General features: G+C 71.4%; 14 protein-coding genes. 5 read left to right on the top strand and 9 right to left on the bottom strand.

Annotation, left to right across the window (positions count from 1 at the left end):
• Window positions 1-10: 10 nt before the first annotated feature.
• Window positions 11-1,195 carry a MarP family serine protease gene (locus tag ACIQI8_RS12090; RefSeq protein ID WP_402347853.1) on the bottom strand — a complete coding sequence of 395 codons (1,185 nt, stop codon included), beginning with the start codon at window positions 1,193-1,195 and terminating at the stop codon, window positions 11-13.
• A gap of 189 nt (window positions 1,196-1,384) precedes the next feature.
• Between ACIQI8_RS12090 and ACIQI8_RS12085 the strand changes: the two genes are divergently transcribed.
• Both ACIQI8_RS12085 and ACIQI8_RS12080 read left to right on the top strand, forming a co-directional pair.
• Window positions 1,385-2,185 (top strand): peptidoglycan recognition protein, encoded by an 801-nt coding sequence (locus tag ACIQI8_RS12085; protein WP_402347850.1) that lies wholly within the window; start codon window positions 1,385-1,387, stop codon window positions 2,183-2,185.
• Window positions 2,186-2,765: 580 nt separating this feature from the next.
• Window positions 2,766-2,996 (top strand): hypothetical protein, encoded by a 231-nt coding sequence (locus tag ACIQI8_RS12080; protein WP_402347847.1) that lies wholly within the window; start codon window positions 2,766-2,768, stop codon window positions 2,994-2,996.
• Between the two features lie 31 nt (window positions 2,997-3,027).
• Here the strand turns inward: ACIQI8_RS12080 and ACIQI8_RS12075 are convergent, their stop codons facing one another.
• The 4 genes from ACIQI8_RS12075 to ACIQI8_RS12060 all read right to left on the bottom strand — a co-directional run bounded on the left by ACIQI8_RS12075 (window position 3,028) and on the right by ACIQI8_RS12060 (window position 8,454).
• On the bottom strand, window positions 3,028-3,546 hold the full coding sequence (locus ACIQI8_RS12075) for a DUF4240 domain-containing protein (RefSeq protein ID WP_402350381.1): 519 nt from the start codon (window positions 3,544-3,546) through the stop codon (window positions 3,028-3,030).
• Between the two features lie 56 nt (window positions 3,547-3,602).
• Window positions 3,603-4,577 (bottom strand): helix-turn-helix transcriptional regulator, encoded by a 975-nt coding sequence (locus ACIQI8_RS12070; protein WP_402347844.1) that lies wholly within the window; start codon window positions 4,575-4,577, stop codon window positions 3,603-3,605.
• A 233-nt stretch (window positions 4,578-4,810) separates the two neighbouring features.
• Window positions 4,811-7,513, bottom strand: coding sequence for a pyruvate dehydrogenase (acetyl-transferring), homodimeric type (aceE, locus tag ACIQI8_RS12065; protein ID WP_402347841.1), 2,703 nt, complete (start codon window positions 7,511-7,513; stop codon window positions 4,811-4,813).
• Between the two features lie 317 nt (window positions 7,514-7,830).
• Window positions 7,831-8,454 carry a GntR family transcriptional regulator gene (locus tag ACIQI8_RS12060; RefSeq protein ID WP_124004180.1) on the bottom strand — a complete coding sequence of 208 codons (624 nt, stop codon included), beginning with the start codon at window positions 8,452-8,454 and terminating at the stop codon, window positions 7,831-7,833.
• Between the two features lie 279 nt (window positions 8,455-8,733).
• Here ACIQI8_RS12060 and ACIQI8_RS12055 point away from each other — a divergent pair, with 279 nt between their 5' ends.
• Window positions 8,734-9,414, top strand: a complete 681-nt coding sequence (locus ACIQI8_RS12055) for a hypothetical protein (RefSeq protein ID WP_402347838.1) — start codon at window positions 8,734-8,736, stop codon at window positions 9,412-9,414.
• 73 nt (window positions 9,415-9,487) lie between these two features.
• On the opposite strand, the gene sucB is transcribed toward ACIQI8_RS12055, so the two are convergent.
• From sucB to ACIQI8_RS12040, 3 genes are all read right to left on the bottom strand, one after another.
• Window positions 9,488-11,317, bottom strand: a complete 1,830-nt coding sequence (gene sucB, locus ACIQI8_RS12050) for a 2-oxoglutarate dehydrogenase, E2 component, dihydrolipoamide succinyltransferase (RefSeq protein WP_402347835.1) — start codon at window positions 11,315-11,317, stop codon at window positions 9,488-9,490.
• Window positions 11,318-11,386: 69 nt separating this feature from the next.
• On the bottom strand, window positions 11,387-12,775 hold the full coding sequence (gene lpdA, locus ACIQI8_RS12045; protein ID WP_402347832.1) for a dihydrolipoyl dehydrogenase: 1,389 nt from the start codon (window positions 12,773-12,775) through the stop codon (window positions 11,387-11,389).
• 278 nt (window positions 12,776-13,053) lie between these two features.
• Window positions 13,054-14,580 (bottom strand): leucyl aminopeptidase, encoded by a 1,527-nt coding sequence (locus tag ACIQI8_RS12040; RefSeq protein ID WP_402347829.1) that lies wholly within the window; start codon window positions 14,578-14,580, stop codon window positions 13,054-13,056.
• A 253-nt stretch (window positions 14,581-14,833) separates the two neighbouring features.
• Here ACIQI8_RS12040 and ACIQI8_RS12035 point away from each other — a divergent pair, with 253 nt between their 5' ends.
• Complete coding sequence (locus ACIQI8_RS12035; protein ID WP_402347826.1) at window positions 14,834-15,619, top strand: endo alpha-1,4 polygalactosaminidase; 786 nt, start codon at window positions 14,834-14,836, stop codon at window positions 15,617-15,619.
• Between the two features lie 21 nt (window positions 15,620-15,640).
• On the opposite strand, the gene ACIQI8_RS12030 is transcribed toward ACIQI8_RS12035, so the two are convergent.
• Window positions 15,641-16,426, bottom strand: coding sequence for an adenosylcobinamide-GDP ribazoletransferase (locus ACIQI8_RS12030; RefSeq protein WP_402347823.1), 786 nt, complete (start codon window positions 16,424-16,426; stop codon window positions 15,641-15,643).
• A 60-nt stretch (window positions 16,427-16,486) separates the two neighbouring features.
• Here ACIQI8_RS12030 and ACIQI8_RS12025 point away from each other — a divergent pair, with 60 nt between their 5' ends.
• Window positions 16,487-17,245: a hypothetical protein gene (locus ACIQI8_RS12025; protein ID WP_402347820.1), complete on the top strand. Its 759-nt coding sequence runs from the start codon at window positions 16,487-16,489 to the stop codon at window positions 17,243-17,245.
• Window positions 17,246-17,267 lie beyond the last annotated feature (22 nt).

The following is a 17,267-nucleotide window of genomic DNA, read 5'->3' as shown; positions in this document are numbered from 1 at the left end:
GCCGCCGACGCTACGACGTGACCAGGTCGCCCGTGTCCACTGCCGCCGTCGCGTTCGCGGCGCGCCGGGCGTCGGAGGCGACCTCGTCCGCCGTCAGGACGTAGCCCGTCTCGTCGTCCGAGGTGGAGCGGGCGAAGACGACGCCGAAGACCTGGCCGTCGGTGGTGAGCAGCGGGCCGCCGGAGTTGCCGGGGCGGACGGTGGAGCGGATCGAGTAGATCTCGCGGGTCACCGTGCCGTCGCTGTAGATGTTCTGGCCGGTCGCGTGCACCCGGTTCGCGACCGTCGCCGCCTGCAGGTTCAGATCGCCGTCCTGCGGATAGCCCGCGACGACCGCCGAGTCCCCGCGCGCGGCACTGTCGTCGAAGCGCAGCACCGGGGCGCTCAGATCCGGCACATAGAGCACCGCCACGTCCTTCTGCGGATCGAAGAGCACCACCCGTGCGTCGTACGAGCGCCCCACCCCGCCGATCCGGACGGTCGGGTCGTCGATGCCGGCCACCACGTGCGCGTTGGTCATCACGTGCTCCTTGGAGAACACGAAGCCGCTGCCCTCGCGGCCCTGGTCGCCGGAGACGCCCTCGATCTTCACCGTGCTGCGCTTGGCCGCGTTCGTGGCGCTCGCGGTGACGCTGTCGCCGGTGGGCTTGGCGACCTCGGCCGTCGACTCGTTCTCGAACGGGTTGAAGACCTGCGGGAAGCCGGCCTCGGTGAGCGCGGAGGTGGCCCGGGAGAACCAGCCGGGAGTGGTGTCCGGCATGGCGTCCTGCACCGTGCCGAGCAGCCGGGAGTCCCGGATCGCCGTCGTCAGCAGGGACGAGGAGGATGCGGCGAGGACGCTCGCGGCCACCCAGGCCACGATCAGCACCGCCACCGAGTTGGCCACCGCCCCGCCGACCCCGTCCGCCACCCGCAGCGGCCCCTGGTCCAGCTCCTTGCGCAGCCGCAGCGCGAGGCGCCCCGCCAGTTCGTGCCCCACCACGGCCGGGACCAGCACGGTCAGGACCGCCGTCACCGTCGCCGAGGTCGTCCCCGGGTCCGCGAGATCCATCATCCAGGGCAGCACCCACACGCCGATGACCGCGCCGCCCACGAACCCGGCGAACGAGACACAGCCGGCCACGAGGCCACGCCGGTAGCCGGAGGCCGCGTAGGCCACCACGACCAGCAACAGCACGATGTCGAGCAGGTCCACGGAGCCGCCTTTCTGTCGGACCCCCTATTACGGGCGGGACGGTCCCGATGATCAGCCACGCGCACGTGTGGCACCCCGGAAGCGTCACGCGTGCGTGCAACCGGGAAAACGCCTCGGACCAGGACGATGGTTCCACCGGGTGGCACAGCACACATCGCGGTCGGAGCGGATCCGGCCGAGAGTGGGGTCATGCGTGTCCGAAGATCGCCGGGAACCCGGCGGGCGGTCGCGGCCCGGACGCCCCGCGGCGTGCGGATCGCGCTCGCCTGTGTGCCCGGACTGGCCGCCGTCGTGGGACTCGTGCTGTGCGCCGACGGCATCGGGCACGGGCGGGCGGTGCCACCGCACCCGGTCGCGGCCCGGCCCGTCACCCTGCACACCGCCGTGCGGCCGCACATCGTGCCGCGCTCGGCCTGGCTGGACCCGCTCACCCGGCACGCGCAGCCGCCGCCGCGCTACGACGACAAGGTCGTCGCCGTCTTCGTCCACCACACCGACTCGCCCAACGGCTACGCGTGCGCGGACGCGCCCCGCATCATCCGCTACCTCTACGCGGGGCAGACCGGCGCGCGTGACTGGGACGACATCGGCTACAACTTCCTCGTCGACCGCTGCGGCACGGTCTACGAGGGACGCGCGGGGGGTGTGGACCGGCCCGTCACCGGTGCGCATACGCAGGGCTTCAATCACCGGACGGCGGGGATCGCGGCGATCGGGACGTTCACGGCGGGGGCGGAGGTGCCGTCCGCGATGACGCGGGCGATCGCCGCCGTGGCCGCGTGGAAGCTGGGGCTGGCCGATGTCGACCCGCGGGCCACGGCTCGACTGGTGTCCAGTAACAGTCTCAGCCGGTACGCGTCCGGTACGACGGCGAGGCTTCCCGCGCTGGCGGGGCACAAGGACGGGTACATGACCAGTTGCCCTGGGGCGGCGCTGTATCTCGAACTTCCCTTTGTCCGTGAGGAAGCGGCTCGTCTTCAAGGGCGTTGATCGCCCCCGCCGCCCCTACCCGTCCCATCCCGGGGGCTGCGCGCCGGACCCCCGCCCGGTCGAGTGTTGGCCGCAGGCCGGTGGAGGCTTGTCGCGCAGTTCCCCGCGCCCCTGGGGGCGTTCCTACCTCCGTCCGAGGTAGACCCCCAACGCCCCTTGCAGGACTTTCCCTTGAGTGCCCACCGGGCGTTCCCATTCCCCCAGGTACTCCACGGCCTGGCCGCCTGTGCCGGTAGGCGGGACAGCGGCCCGGTCCCGGGGAACGCCCGGTACAGCACGAGCGCCACGGCGACCATCTCGTCGTCCTCGAACCAACCGACGCTCTCCGCCGTCCAGTCGGGCTGCACATCGGCCCACTCGGGGAGCTGGAGATGGCTCCCGTCCGGCTGCAGCCAGAGAGGGTCGCTCCTGTTCGGCGGCGGCCACCGCAAGCCGGGGCGCACCGGACGGGTCAAGACGTCACGACTGTGAACTCCAACCCCGCCCGCGCGGCGCTCACAGGTTGCTCGCAGGCGGCTCACCGGGTCCCCCGAGGAGGTCTCCCTATCGTCATGCACACGCACTGACCGGAGGTGGGGAAATGAACAGCAGTCAGACCAACACCACGGAGAAGTCGGGCAGTTGGACCAGGTCGGCGCGCGGACCCTGGGCGGTGGTCTGCGCCGTCACCACGGTGATCCTCGGGCCGGCCGCCGTCACCGCGTCCGCGCTCGACCAGGCCAACGCGGCCCCGATGCACCACGCGGTACGGGCGGACCAGAACCAGGCCTACATCCCGACGGACACGACCCGCCGCCGACAGGCGGCCTGAGGCACGGTGCGCGTGACAGCCGCCGGCCCGCCTAGCCCCTGAAGCGCTCCCACAGCTTGGGGTACCGCTCGGCCAGCAGGGCCTCGTTCTCCAGGTCGAGCGGCGTGCCGGTCGGTTCCGCGGGGGCGGGCGGGATGCCGAGGTCGGCGGCGACCGCGCCGGTGAGCTGCTCGTAGGCCTCGTCCGCCGCGAAGCCGAGCTCCTCCCCGTCGCCGTCGATCTCCTCGTCGAAGTCGTCGATGAGATCGGCCAGCGAGTCCGGGTCGTGCACAGCACCCTCGTACACCTCGCGCCCCTGGCCGATCAGCCAGCAGCGGAAGAAGTCGAAGGCGTCGTCGCTCGCGCCGTCCAGCAGGACCCAGGCCGCGCCCCACAGATCCCAGGTGTAGGCGCGGTTGTAGCGGGCCTCGAAGTGACGGGCGAAGTCGAGGACCAGCTCGGGGTCCAGTTGGAGGAGCCGGTCCACGAGCAGGTCGGCCTGTTCCTCGGGGTCGCCCTCGGCGGCCTCGCGGGAGGCGTCCACCAGCTCCCAGAACTCCGTCTCGTCCATCACGGGTCAAGCATCGGGCCTGGACGGGTGGGGCGCACGTGGAGTGAGGTGGATTGTTATGTTCCGTAAAGGCGCGCGAGCCGTTTCGCGTCGTCCGTGAAACGCGCCCGCAGACTCTCCGGCGCCAGCACCTCGGCCTCCGGCCCCAGCGCCAGGAGCTGGGAGTGGGCGACCTTCTCGGACTCCACCGGCAGCGTCACGGTCAGCGTGCCGTCGTCGTCCGGGGGGCCTGCGGCGGCCAGCGCGTCGCGGGCGGAGACGGGATCGACGGCGTAGGGAAGCGCGCGCACCCCGTCCGGGGACAGCCGTACCACCACCTCCGTGCGCAGGATGGACCGTGCGAACTGCTGCGCGCGCTCCGCCCAGAAGGCCGGCAGGTCGAACTCCTCGTCCCGTACGAAGCGGTCCGCGCCGGGGTCCATCGCCGTGAAGCGGTCGATCCGGTACACCCGGAAGGTGTCCGCGTCGGGGATGCGGGCGCAGAGATACCAGACGCCGGCTTTGAGTACGAGCCCGTAAGGCTCCAGTACCCGCTCCACCTCGGTGTCCCGACTCCGATAACGCGCGGTCACCTGCCGGTCGTCCCACACCGCGTCCGCGACGGTCGGGAGGAGGTCGGGGGCCTTGGGCTCGACGAACCAGTTGGGCGCGTCCAGGTGGAAGCGCTGGGACGCCGTCCGGGAGGCGTCGGAGAGGGAGGGGAGGAGGGCGGCGGACACCTTCAGGCGGGCGGCGGAGGCGGCGTCTTCGAGGCCCATCTCGCGGAGCGCGCCGGGCACGCCGCTGAGGAAGAGGGCCTCGGCCTCGCTGCGGGCCAGTCCGGTGAGGCGGGTCCGGTACCCGCCGATGAGCCGATATCCGCCGGCCCGCCCCCGGTCGGCGTACACGGGGACGCCCGCCTCGGACAGCGCCTGTGCGTCCCTGGTGACGGTCCGCTCGGAGACCTCCAGCTCACTGGCCAGTTCGGCGGCGGTCATGGAGGCGCGTGATTGAAGCAGCAGCACCATTTTGATGAGACGGGCAGCGCGCATGCCTTCATGATGAGGGATCTCGCCCCCGCCGCCCCTACCCGTCCCATCTCTGGGGGCTGCCGCCCCCAGACCCCCGCTTCGGCCTGAACGGCCTCGTCCTCAAACGCCGGACGGGCTAAAAGATCAAGCCTGGGCCGGCACAATCCAGCCCCTCCGGCGTTTGAGGAGCGGGGTCTGGGGCGGAGCCCCAGAAGGATGGGACGGGTAGGGGCGGCGGGGGCGAAAAACAACCCCTACAGCCCGTAGCGCTCGCGCGCCTCCTTCACCGCCGTCGCCTTGACTTCACCGCGCCGCGCCAGCTGGGCGAGCGCCGCGACCACGATCGACTCCGCGTCGACGCCGAAGTAACGCCGCGCCGCGTCCCGCGTGTCCGACAGTCCGAAGCCGTCCGCTCCCAGCGACGACCAGTCCTGCTCGACCCACTGCGCGATCTGGTCGGGGACCTGCCGCATGTAGTCCGAGACCGCCAGAACCGGACCCTCGGCACCGTGCAGTGCCTGTCGGACGTACGGCACCCGCTCCTCGCCCCGCAGCAGCGCCGCATCCGCCTCCAGCGCGTCGCGCCGCAGCTCGGTCCAGGACGTAGCCGACCAGACATCGGCCGCCACACCCCACTCCTCCGCCAACAACTGCTGCGCCTTCAACGCCCAGTGGATCGCCGTACCGGAGCCGAGCAACTGGATCCGCGCCGCGTTGGCGGCAGGCGAAAGCCCCGCCGACTCCGCCGTGTTGAAGCGGTACAGCCCCTTGACGATGCCCTGGTCGATGCCCAGCCCGGAGGGCTTCGCGGGCTGCGGGATCGGCTCGTTGTAGACGGTGAGGTAGTAGAAGACGTTCGGGTCCTCGTTCGGCGCCGACTCGCCGTACATCCGGCGCAGACCGTCCTTCACGATCGCCGCCACCTCGTACGCGAACGCCGGGTCGTACGACAGCGCCGCCGGGTTCGTCGCCGCGATCACCGGCGAGTGACCGTCCGCGTGCTGCAGACCCTCGCCCGTCAGCGTCGTACGGCCGGCCGTCGCACCGACCAGGAAGCCGCGGCCGAGCTGATCGCCGAGCTGCCACATCTGGTCGGCCGTGCGCTGCCAGCCGAACATCGAGTAGAAGATGTAGAAGGGGATCATCGCTTCGCCGTGCGTCGCGTACGACGTCGACGCGGCGATGAAGTCCGCCATCGAACCGGCCTCGGTGATCCCCTCGTTGAGGATCTGGCCGTTCTTGGCTTCCTTGTAGTACATGAGCTGGTCGCGGTCGACGGGCTCGTACGTCTGGCCCTTGGGGGAGTAGATACCGAGGGAGGGGAACAACGATTCCATGCCGAACGTGCGCGCCTCGTCGGGGACGATCGGCACCCAGCGCCGGCCCGTCTCCTTGTCGCGGACCAGGTCCTTGACCAGGCGGACGAACGCCATCGTCGTCGCCACGTTCTGGCTGCCCGAGCCCTTGTCGAAGGACGCGAACGCCTTCTCCGAGGCGGACGGCAGGGGAGCGATCGCGTGCGTGCGGCGGGCCGGGGCGGGACCGCCGAGGGCCGCGCGGCGCTCCTGGAGGTAGCGGACCTCGGGGGAGTCGGCGCCGGGGTGGCCGTAGGGCACGACCCCGTCGACGAAGTCGCTGTCCTTGATGGGGAGTTCGAGCAGGTCACGCATCTGCTTGAACTCGTCCGTCGACAGCTTCTTCATCTGGTGGTTGGCGTTCTTCGAGGCGAAGCCCGGGCCGAGGGTGTGACCCTTGACCGTCTGCGCCAGGATGACGGTCGGCGCGCCCTTGTGGGACAGGGCGGCACGGTACGCCGCGTACACCTTGCGGGCCTCGTGACCGCCGCGCGAGAGGTGGAAACACTCGAGGATCTTGTCGTCGCTCAGCAGCTTCGCGAGCTCGACGAGCGCCGGGTCCTTGCCGAAGAAGTCCTCGCGGATGTAGGCCGCGTCACGCGTCTGGTACGTCTGCACCTGGGCGTCGGGTACCTCGCGCAGGCGGCGTACGAGCGCGCCCGTGGTGTCAAGCTGGAACAGCTCGTCCCACGCGTTGCCCCACAGCGACTTGACGACGTTCCAGCCGGCGCCGCGGAACTGGGCCTCCAGCTCCTGCACGATCTTGAAGTTCGCGCGGACCGGGCCGTCGAGGCGCTGGAGGTTGCAGTTGATGACGAAGGTCAGGTTGTCCAGACCCTCGCGGGAGGCGAGTGCGAGGGCCGCCGTCGACTCGGGCTCGTCCATCTCGCCGTCGCCGAGGAAGGCCCAGACGTGCGAGTCGGAGACGTCCTTGATGCCGCGCGCGGTGAGGTAGCGGTTGAAACGCGCCTGGTAGATCGCGGAGAGCGGGCCGAGGCCCATCGACACCGTAGGGAACTCCCACAGCCAGGGCAGCCGGCGCGGGTGCGGGTACGACGGGAGGCCGTTGCCGGCCGCCTCTTGGCGGAAGTTGTCGAGGTGCGCCTCGGTCAGGCGGCCGTCGAGGAAGGCACGGGCGTAGATGCCGGGGGAGGCGTGGCCCTGGATGTAGAGCTGGTCGCCCGAGCCGTCGGCCTCCTTGCCCTTGAAGAAGTGGTTGAAGCCGGTCTCATAGAGCCAGGCCGCGGAGGCGAAGGTGGCGATGTGGCCGCCGACGCCGTGTTTCGCGCCCCGGGTCACCATCGCCGCCGCGTTCCAGCGGTTCCAGGCGGTGATCCGGTTCTCCATCGCCTCGTCGCCGTCCACGGCGGGCTCGGCGGAGGTGGGGATGGTGTTGACGTAGTCGGTCTCGAGAAGCTTGGGCAGCGCGATGCCGTTGCCCTCGGCTCGCTCCAGTGTGCGGCGCATCAGGTACGCGGCACGGTGCGGCCCTGCCGCCTTGGTGACGGCGTCCAGGGAGGCCTGCCATTCGGCGGTCTCCTCGGGGTCGCGGTCCGGGAGCTGGTCGAGCTCGCTCGGCTGGATGGCCTTGGGGTCGGTCATGTCGCCGCCTTCCTCAGTCGAAGGGGGTTCCCTCATCGGTAAGGGTTCGGGGTTGCCCTTTGTCTTTGGCAGGACAGGGCGGTGGGCCGTGGTGCTGTGACACCGCGCGGCTTCCGCCGTGTGGCCCACCGGCGACTGTAACTCCCTGATCGATGATCGATCAAAGGTTCCCAGGGCAAAATATCTTGATACCGAGAAAGTCGGCACAGAGTGCCCTGCGAAAAGGCACCGGGTGCCGTGCCGTTGAGTCGTTTTCGCAGGTGAGCGAGGGGGCGCTCGACTGCTTCACGGTGCGCCCGCCGCACACTCGGTCACCTTCACGGGCGCGGAGCGCAACCGAGCACGTGTGCCTTCACGATCTCCGCGATCCGCGGGTCCCGCCGCCGGAAGGCCGCCACCAGTTCCTCGTGCTCCTCCGCGTACGACTGCTGGACCGTCCCCAGCCAGCGGATCGACAGCGCCGTGAACACCTCGATGCCCAGGCCCTCCCAGGTGTGCAGCAGCACCGAGTTGCCGGCCGCCCGCACCAGCTCGCGGTGGAAGGCGACCGTGTGCCGCACCTGGCCGGTGCCGTCGGCGTTGCGGTCGGCCTCGTAGAGCGCGGTGACGTGCGGTTCCAGTGCCGAGCAGTCCTCCGCGAGGCGCGTTGCCGCCAGCTCCGCGGCGATCGCCTCCAGACCGGCCCGGACCGGGTAGCTCTCCTCCAGGTCGGCCGCCGTGAGGTTCCGTACCCGTACGCCCTTGTTCGGGGCGGACTCGATCAGCCGCAGCGACTCCAGCTCGCGCAGCGCCTCCCGCACCGGCGTCTGGCTGACCTCCAGCTCGGTCGCGATCCGCCGCTCCACGATCCGCTCGCCCGGCTTCCAGCGCCCGCTGACGATCCCCTCCACGATGTGCTCGCGGATCTGTTCGCGCAGCGAGTGGACGACGGGCGCGGTCATGGGGGCTCCTTAGGGAGGGGCCGCCCATCGGCCCCGGGGGCGTTTGACGTTTAGACAATAAGGCCGGGGGCGCACTCCGGAGGGGCGCACGGGGGCGCTTTCATGCAGGTGAGACGAGACTTACACGCTCCTCAGGGCGGCCCGCTCTGTAAAGACCCGTACCGGGACCGGCCCGGAGCCGTCACCACCGTGTCACCGGCAGAACCCGCCGGCCCCCGACGGTGTCGCGGTCGGTAGGGGTGCCCGTGAGAGGCACTCCCGGCACATCGGGGGACGGCGATGAACAACAGTGGAGTGCGGAGCGCGGGGATCGGACTGGCGGTCGTGGCGGCGCTGGTCATGGGGGCGGCAGGCTGCCGGCCGACGCCCACGAAGGCGGCGGGGACGGCCACGAAGGCCACGGACACGGCCGGCGCGCCGGTCCGGAACATGGCGGCGGGCGCGGGCGGCGGCACCGGCGCGGCCTGCGTCTTCGTCAAGCCGGACGGGGCGCAGAAGTTCGGGCACGTCGGCTGGGGCTTCCGGATCACCGGCACCGACCAGTGGGTCTACGGCGCCGTCGAGAACCCGACGAACAAGCTGTACACCCCGCCCGGCGGGGACATCGGCGCCTGGCACGCGCAGGGGACGTACACGCGCATGCTCAGCGAGATGTCCCGCGACGCGCACTACCCCGGGAAGTCGACGCACCCGTACAGCCGCTATCGCTGCACCCCGTCCTCCACCAGTGACGTGGGCGCCGCCCGCGCGATGATCCGTACCGTCGAGAGCCGTGGCTTCCTGGTCGGCGTCGACCCGCGGACCGGCGAGCTGACCTCCCGGGACTGCCTGGACGCCACCTACGACGTGCTCAGGGCCTACCGCACCCGGCATCTGACACCCGCGCCCGAGCTGGACATCCCGAACGTGTGGGTGGAGACGCTGGTGCTGTGGAGCGACCGCACGCTCACGCCGCGGTAGCACGCGCGCGAACGACGGTGCCCCCGCCCGGGAACTCCGGGCGGGGGCACCGTACGCGCTGCTCAGTCGGCTGTCAGAGGCCGAGCTCGACCTCGAACTCGCCCGCCTCCAGGATCGCCTTGACCGCGGTCAGGTAACGGGCCGCGTCGGCGCCGTCCACCAGACGGTGGTCGTAGGAGAGGGTCAGGTAGGTCATGTCGCGGACGCCGATGACCGTGCCCTCCTCGGTCTCGATGACCGCCGGGCGCTTGACCGTGGCACCGATGCCGAGGATCGCGACCTGGTTCGGCGGCACGATGATCGTGTCGAAGAGCGCGCCGCGCGAACCGGTGTTGGAGATGGTGAAGGTCGCGCCGGACAGCTCGTCCGGGGTGATCTTGTTGGCGCGGACCTTGCCGGCCAGATCCGCCGTGGCCTTCGCGATGCCGGCGATGTTCAGGTCGCCCGCGTGCTTGATGACCGGGGTCATCAGGCCCTTCTCCGAGTCCACCGCGATACCGATGCTCTCGGTGTCGAAGTAGGTGATCGTGCCCTCGTCCACGTTGATCCGGGCGTTGACGGCCGGGTGGGCCTTCAGCGCCTGGGCCGCCGCCTTGACGTAGAACGGCATGGGGGAGAGCTTGACGCCCTCGCGCGCGGCGAAGGAGTCCTTGGCCTGGGCGCGCAGGCGCATCAGGCGGGTGACGTCGACCTCGACGACCGACGACAGCTGGGCCTGCTCGTGCAGCGCCTTGACCATGTTGTCGCCGATGACCTTGCGGATGCGGGGCATCTTGACGGTCTGGCCGCGGAGGGGAGAGGCCTCCAGGGCCGGCGCCTTCTTGGCGGCAGGGCCCCCGGCAGTCACGGTGGCGGCGGCCGGAGCCGGAGCGGCGGCGGCGGCCTTCGCGGCCTCGGCGGCGGCGATGACGTCCTGCTTGCGGATCCGCCCGCCGACGCCGGTGCCCTTGACGGTGCCCAGGTCGACGCCGTTCTCGGCGGCGAGCTTGCGCACCAGTGGGGTGACGTAGGCGCCGTCGTCACCGGAGACCGCGGCGGACGCCGGAGCGGCGGGAGCCGGGGTGACCGGGGCCGGAGCGGCCGGCGCGGGGGCCGGGGCGGCGGGAGCGGCGGCGACCGGAGCGGGAGCCGGGGTGGGCGGCGGAGCGGCCGGAGCCGGAGCCGGGGGAGCCGCGGGGGCGGCCGGAGCCGGAGCCGGGGCAGCGGCGGCGGGTGCCGGGGCCGGAGCGGCGGGAGCCGGGGCAGCGGCCGGAGCCGCGCCCGGGGCGCCGATGACGGCCAGCTTGGCGCCGACCTCCGCGGTCTCGTCCTCGCCGACCACGATCTCCAGCAGCACACCGGCGACCGGGGCGGGGATCTCGGTGTCGACCTTGTCCGTGGAGACCTCGAGCAGGGGCTCGTCTTCCGCGACCTCCTCGCCGACCTCCTTCAGCCAGCGGGTGACGGTGCCCTCGGTGACGGACTCGCCGAGCGCGGGCAGGACCACGTCCGTGCCCTCGGCGCCGGAGGCACCCGTGGTGGCCTCGGCGGTCGGGGCGGGAGCCGGGGCGGCCTGCTCGGTGGACGGGGCGGCCGGGGCCTCGGCCGGAGCCGGGGCGGGCTCGGCGGCGGGGGCCGGCTCGGGCTCGGCGGCCGGGGCCGGGGCGTCGGCAGCGGGCGCGCCCGTGCCGTCGTCGATGATCGCCAGCTCGGCGCCGACCTCGACGGTCTCGTCCTCGGCGACCTTGATCGAGGCCAGGATGCCCGCGGCGGGCGCGGGGATCTCGGTGTCGACCTTGTCGGTGGAGACCTCGAGCAGCGGCTCGTCGGCCTCGACGCGTTCACCCTCGGCCTTCAGCCAGCGGGTGACAGTGCCCTCGGTGACGCTCTCGCCGAGCGCCGGAAGGGTTACGGAAACCGCCATGGTTTCGGTTGCTCCTTACGAATTGCGGAAGTCTGGGTTCGTCGCGGAGTCGCGTTCGTCGACCGAGGGTCAGTCGTGCGAGTGCAGGGGCTTGCCGGCCAGGGCCAGGTGGGCCTCGCCGAGCGCCTCGTTCTGCGTCGGGTGGGCGTGGATGAGCTGGGCGACCTCGGCGGGCAGCGCTTCCCAGTTGTAGATCAACTGGGCCTCGCCGACCTGCTCGCCCATGCGGTCGCCGACCATGTGGACGCCGACCACGGCACCGTCCTTCACCTGGACGAGCTTGATCTCGCCCGCGGTGTTGAGGATCTTGCTCTTGCCGTTGCCCGCGAGGTTGTACTTCAGAGCGACGACCTTGTCCGCACCGTAGATCTCCTTGGCCTTGGCCTCGGTGATGCCCACGGAGGCGACCTCGGGGTGGCAGTACGTCACCCGCGGGACACCGTCGTAGTCGATCGGAACGGTCTTGAGACCGGCCAGGCGCTCCGCCACCAGGATGCCCTCGGCGAAGCCGACGTGCGCGAGCTGGAGCGTCGGGACCAGGTCACCGACGGCGGAGATGGTCGGGACGTTCGTCCGCATGTACTCGTCGACCGTGACGTAGCCGCGGTCGATCGCGACGCCCTGCTCCTCGTAGCCGAGACCGGCGGAGACGGGACCGCGGCCGACGGCGACGAGGAGGATCTCCGCCTCGAACTCCTTGCCGTCGGCGAGGGTGACCTTGACGCCGTCGGCCGTGTACTCGGCCTTGGAGAAGAAGGTGCCCAGGTTGAACTTGATGCCGCGCTTGCGGAACGCGCGTTCAAGAAGCTTGGAGGAGTTCTCGTCCTCGAGAGGGGCGAGGTGCTTGAGGCCCTCGATGATCGTCACGTCGGCGCCGAACGACTTCCACGCCGAGGCGAACTCGACGCCGATGACACCGCCGCCCAGGATGATCGCGGACTTCGGTACGCGGTCCAGGACGAGGGCGTGGTCGGAGGAGATGATCCGGTTGCCGTCGATCTCCAGGCCGGGCAGCGACTTCGGGACGGAGCCGGTCGCCAGCAGGACGTGACGGCCCTGGATGCGCTGGCCGTTCACGTCGACGGAGGTCGGGGACGACAGCCGGCCCGTGCCCTCGATGTACGTCACCTTGCGGGAGGCGATCAGACCCTGCAGACCCTTGTACAGACCGGCGATGACGCCGTCCTTGTACTTGTGGACCGCGGGGACGTCGATGCCCTCGAAGGTGGCCTTGACGCCGAACTGCTCGCTCTCGCGGGCCTGGTCGGCGATCTCGCCCGCGTGCAGCAGGGCCTTGGTGGGGATGCACCCCTTGTGCAGGCAGGTGCCGCCGACCTTGTCCTTCTCGATCAGGGCGACGTCCAGTCCCAGCTGCGCCCCGCGCAGGGCCGCGGCGTAACCGCCACTGCCACCGCCGAGGATCACTAGGTCGAAAACGGTGCTGGCGTCGTTCGCCACGTCACGTCCTCCATGCATGTGCGCCACGCCGGTCGCCCTTGTCCCGTGCGGGTGGGTGACCGGTCGGCGGCTGGTGTCCGGCCGCTCTTCCTTCGGCCCTGTGGTGGGGGCCCTGTCCTGCCGAGCCCCATCTTCGCACTTGTCGGGGGTGGACGAGACGCCGGGCCGGTGTGTGAGACGTCCCACGTTCAGTTGAGCGGGGCCGCCGAACCTCGCCGAAGACGGCAGGAGGGGGCTCCGCCCTACCCGCGCGCGGAGCCCCCTCACCGTCGGTCACGTCAGCCCAGGTCTCCCGAAGCGGCCAGCTCGGCCAGCCGGACCAGCGTCCGCACCGCCGTGCCCGTACCGCCCTTGGGGGTGTAGCCGAACGGTCCGCCCTCGTTGAAGGCCGGACCCGCGATGTCCAGGTGCGCCCAGGTGATCCCCTCGCCCACGAACTCGCGCAGGAAGAGACCGGCGACCAGCCCGCCGCCCATCCGCTCGCCCATGTTCGCGATGTCGGCCGTGGGGGAGTCCATGCCCTTGCGCAGGTGCTCCGGCAGCGGCATCGGCCACGCCGGCTCGCCGACCTCCTCCGCCGCCTCGTGCAGCGCGGAGCGGAACGCGTCGTCGTTCGCCATGATCCCGAACGTCCGGCTGCCCAGCGCCAGCATCATCGCGCCGGTCAGCGTCGCCACGTCGACGATCGCGTCCGGCTTCTCCGCCGAGGCGGCCCACAGGGCGTCCGCCAGGACCAGCCGGCCCTCGGCGTCGGTGTTGAGGACCTCGACCGTCTTGCCGCTGTACATGCGCAGCACGTCACCGGGACGGGTCGCGGAACCCGAGGGCATGTTCTCCGCCAGCGCGAGCCAGCCGGTGACATTGACCTCAAGGCCCAGGCGCGCGGCGGCGACCACGGCGGCGAAGACCGCCGCCGCACCGCTCATGTCGCACTTCATCGTCTCGTTGTGCCCGGCCGGCTTCAGCGAGATACCGCCCGAGTCGTAGGTGATGCCCTTGCCGACGAACGCGAGGTGCTTCTTCGCCTTGGACGAGGTGTACGACAGCTTCACCAGCCGCGGGCCCGCCGCGGACCCGGCGCCGACGCCGAGGATGCCGCCGTAGCCGCCCTTCTCCAGCGCCTTCACGTCGAGCACCTGCACCTTGATGCCGTGCTCCTTGGCGGCGGCCTGGGTGATCGCCGCGAACGACTCGGGGTTGAGGTCGTTGGGCGGGGTGTTGATCAGGTCGCGGGCGCGGTTGAGCTCCTCGGCGACGGCGGTGGCGCGCTCAACGGCCGCCTTGTGGTCCTTGTCGCGGGGCTTGGCGCCGAGCAGGGCGGCCTCGGCGAGCGGCGCCTTGCCGTTCTTGGCCTTCGGGTCCTTGCCGTTCTCCTTGTACGTGTCGAACGAGTAGGCGCCGAGCAGCACGCCCTCGCCGATCGCGCCGACGTCGGCGGCGTCGCCGACCGGCAGGACGAAGACGGCCTTCTTGGCCCCGGTGAGGGCACGGGCCGCCGCACCGGCGGCCTTGCGCAGCGCCTCGGCGTCGTAGCCGGAGTCCTTCTGGGGCTCCGCGCCGAGGCCGACCGCCACCACGAGCGGGGACTTGAAGCCGGACGGCGCCGGCAGCTTCGTCACCTCGCCCTCGGCCCCGGAGGCACCGAGGGTTTCCAGGATCCCGGCGAGCCCGCCGTCGTAGGCCTTGTCGACGGCTTCGGCGCCCGGGGCGACGACCGGCCCCTTGTCGCCCTTGGCGACACCGAGCACGATCGCGTCGGCACGCAGACCGGGCGCCGCGGCGGTGCTGAGAGTGAGAGCAGTCACGGTGGTGAAATCTCGCTTCCGATGTGAAGTTGCGGTGGTCGAACTGTGTGGGTCGACCGGGCCCGACAGCCGACCCTAGATCCGGCCTAGGAACGCGGCTTGAGCGGGGCCTTCCCCGGTGCGGCGAACAGTCGGGACGAGCCTACGCGCGTGGGTGCGTTCACTCATTCCCCCGTGCGTTCACCTGTCCTCGGCATCGGAGATCATTCCTGAGCCACCTCACCGCACATTTGGAGTCCGCACGTTGAGCCGCATGCCGAGACGCCCGCCCCTTCTGCTCGCCCTGCTCGCCCTCCTGGCGGGCTGCGCCGGTTCGCCCGACGACGAGTCCCCCGCCGACGCCCGCTGGCAGCCGCGCCCCGCAGTGGCCTGGCAGTGGCAGCTGAGCGGCCGCCTCGACACCTCCGTCGACGTGCCGGTCTACGACATCGACGGCTTCGACCAGCCCAAGTCCGCCGTCTCCGCGCTGCACGCCAAGGGCCGCAAGGTCATCTGCTACCTCTCCACCGGCGCCTACGAGGACTGGCGCCCCGACGCGAAGAAGTTCCCCACGTCGGTGCTGGGCAAGGGCAACGGCTGGGACGGCGAGCGCTGGCTCGACATCCGCCGCACCGACGTCCTCGAACCGCTGATGGCGGCCCGCATCGACATGTGCCGCGAGAAGGGCTTCGACGCGGTGGAGCCGGACAACATGGACGGCTACAAGAACCGCACCGGCTTCCCCCTCAAGGCGACCGACCAGCTCCGCTACAACCGCCTGATCGCGAAACTCGCCCACGACCGGGGCATGTCGGTCGGCCTGAAGAACGACCTCGACCAAATCCCCCAGCTGGTGGGGGACTTCGACTTCGCGGTCAACGAACAGTGCGCCCAGTACGGCGAATGCGCCGACCTGACGCCGTTCATCAAGGCCGGCAAGGCGGTCTTCCACGTCGAGTACGAGCTGCCCACCAGCCGCTTCTGCGCCGACTCCCGCCGCCTGAAGCTGAGTTCGATGCTCAAGAAGTACGAACTGGGGGCCTGGCGCAGGGCCTGCTGATCAACGGCCGTGTCCTCGCCGTCAGTTCCCCAGGCACAGCACCAGCAGCGAGAGCGTCGCGGCCGTCTCGGCGAGCGCCCCGAACACATCACCGGTGACCCCGCCGAACCGCCGAGTGCAGTGCCGCAACAGCAGCTCGGCACCGCCGACCGCGACGACCACAGCGACCGCCGTACGAACCACGTCGTACGCCCCGAGGAGCGCGCCCCCGGCCGCCGCGAGCGCCACCACCACAACCCCCGCGACCGCCGCACCCCGCACCGGCACGACCCCCGCGACCGCCGCCCCCAGCCCCTCCGGCCGCGCCGCCGGCACGCCCGCCCGGGCGGCCAGGGTGAGCGCGAGCCGGGCGGTGGCCGCCGAGGCGACGGCGGCGAGCGCGCCACGCCCCCACGAGTCGCCGTAGGCCTGCGCCAGTGCGGCCACCTGCGCGAGCAGCACGAACACCAGCGTGATCACCCCGAACGGCCCGATGTCCGACTGCTTCATGATCCGCAGCGCGTCCTCGGCGGGCTTCCCGCTGCCGAGCCCGTCGGCGGTGTCCGCGAGCCCGTCGAGATGCAGACCACGGGTGAGTACGGCGGGTACGGCGGCGGAGGCGACGGCGGCGAGCGGCGCGCCCGCGCCCAGCGCCAGCAGCAGGACCCCGAACAGGGCCGCGCCCGCGCCGACCGTCAGTCCGGCCGCCGGGGCGCAGAGCATGCCGGCGCGCGCCGCGTCCCGGTCCCAGCGGGTCACCGTGACCGGGAGCGCGGTGAGGGTGCCGAAGGCGAAGCGGAGGCCGTCCGGCCAGGGGGTTCGGGGCACCGGCGCAGGTTACCCGGCGGTCGCGCGGGCGGAAGCGGACGGGGTGGATAAAGTGCGCATATGGGACATTGGTTGCACCGGAACATCATCGAGCCCGGCAAGCTGCCGCTGCTCCTCGCCCTGGCGGCCTTCGTCCTGACGTTCCTGATCACCCGCTTGATCACCCGTCTCATCCGCGCGGGCAAGGGGCCCTTCGGCAACGTCAAGGCGGGCGGCCTGCACATCCACCACGTCGTGCCGGGCATCGTGCTGACCGTCATCGGCGGTTTCGGGGCGGTGGCCGGCGGGCGGCACGGGTTCGGCTCGGCCCTCTGCGCGGTCATCTTCGGCATGGGGGCGGGCCTGGTCCTCGACGAGTTCGCGCTGATCCTGCACCTCGACGACGTGTACTGGAGCGAGGAGGGCCGCCAGAGCGTCGAGGTCGTCGTCCTGACGGCGGCCCTGGTCGGCCTCGTCCTCTCCGGCTTCTCGCCCTTCGGGGTCAACGACATGAGCCAGGAGGAGCTCCAGGACCGGGGAGGCGTGATCACGACGGTGGTGGTCAACTTCGTGTTCGCGCTGGCCGTCCTCGCCAAGGGCAAGACCCGCATGGCGATCTTCAGCGTGATCGTCCCGCTGGTCGGCCTGATCGGGCTGATCCGCCTGGCCCGCCCCGGCTCCTTCTGGGCGCGCCGCTTCTACCGTCGCCGCCCTCGGGCCCGCGCCCGTTCCAGGCTCCGCGCCTACCACCACGACCGCCGCTGGGCGGGCCCCAGCCGCAGGTTCCAGGACTGGATCGGCGGCAAGCCGGACCCGGAGCGGGCGCTGCCTCGGGGATGACGTGCCGCCACGGGCACTGCTC

Source organism: Streptomyces sp. NPDC092369, assembly GCF_044755245.1.
In the GTDB taxonomy this organism is placed as follows: Bacteria; Actinomycetota; Actinomycetes; order Streptomycetales; family Streptomycetaceae; genus Streptomyces.
The sequence above is the reverse complement of the archived record's forward strand: the minus strand, read 5'-3'. Positions and strand labels throughout refer to the sequence as shown.

Excerpts from the sequence above, each read along its gene's own strand:
- ACIQI8_RS12070 (WP_402347844.1), bottom strand. The coding sequence starts at position 4,577 with ATGCGCGCTGCCCGTCTCATCAAAATGGTGCTGCTGCTTCAATCACGC.
- ACIQI8_RS12080 (WP_402347847.1), top strand. The coding sequence starts at position 2,766 with ATGAACAGCAGTCAGACCAACACCACGGAGAAGTCGGGCAGTTGGACC.
- ACIQI8_RS12025 (WP_402347820.1), top strand. The coding sequence starts at position 16,487 with ATGGGACATTGGTTGCACCGGAACATCATCGAGCCCGGCAAGCTGCCG.
- aceE (WP_402347841.1), bottom strand. The coding sequence starts at position 7,513 with ATGACCGACCCCAAGGCCATCCAGCCGAGCGAGCTCGACCAGCTCCCG.
- ACIQI8_RS12075 (WP_402350381.1), bottom strand. The coding sequence starts at position 3,546 with ATGGACGAGACGGAGTTCTGGGAGCTGGTGGACGCCTCCCGCGAGGCC.
- ACIQI8_RS12055 (WP_402347838.1), top strand. The coding sequence starts at position 8,734 with ATGAACAACAGTGGAGTGCGGAGCGCGGGGATCGGACTGGCGGTCGTG.
- ACIQI8_RS12085 (WP_402347850.1), top strand. The coding sequence starts at position 1,385 with ATGCGTGTCCGAAGATCGCCGGGAACCCGGCGGGCGGTCGCGGCCCGG.
- ACIQI8_RS12035 (WP_402347826.1), top strand. The coding sequence starts at position 14,834 with ATGCCGAGACGCCCGCCCCTTCTGCTCGCCCTGCTCGCCCTCCTGGCG.
- sucB (WP_402347835.1), bottom strand. The coding sequence starts at position 11,317 with ATGGCGGTTTCCGTAACCCTTCCGGCGCTCGGCGAGAGCGTCACCGAG.
- ACIQI8_RS12060 (WP_124004180.1), bottom strand. The coding sequence starts at position 8,454 with ATGACCGCGCCCGTCGTCCACTCGCTGCGCGAACAGATCCGCGAGCAC.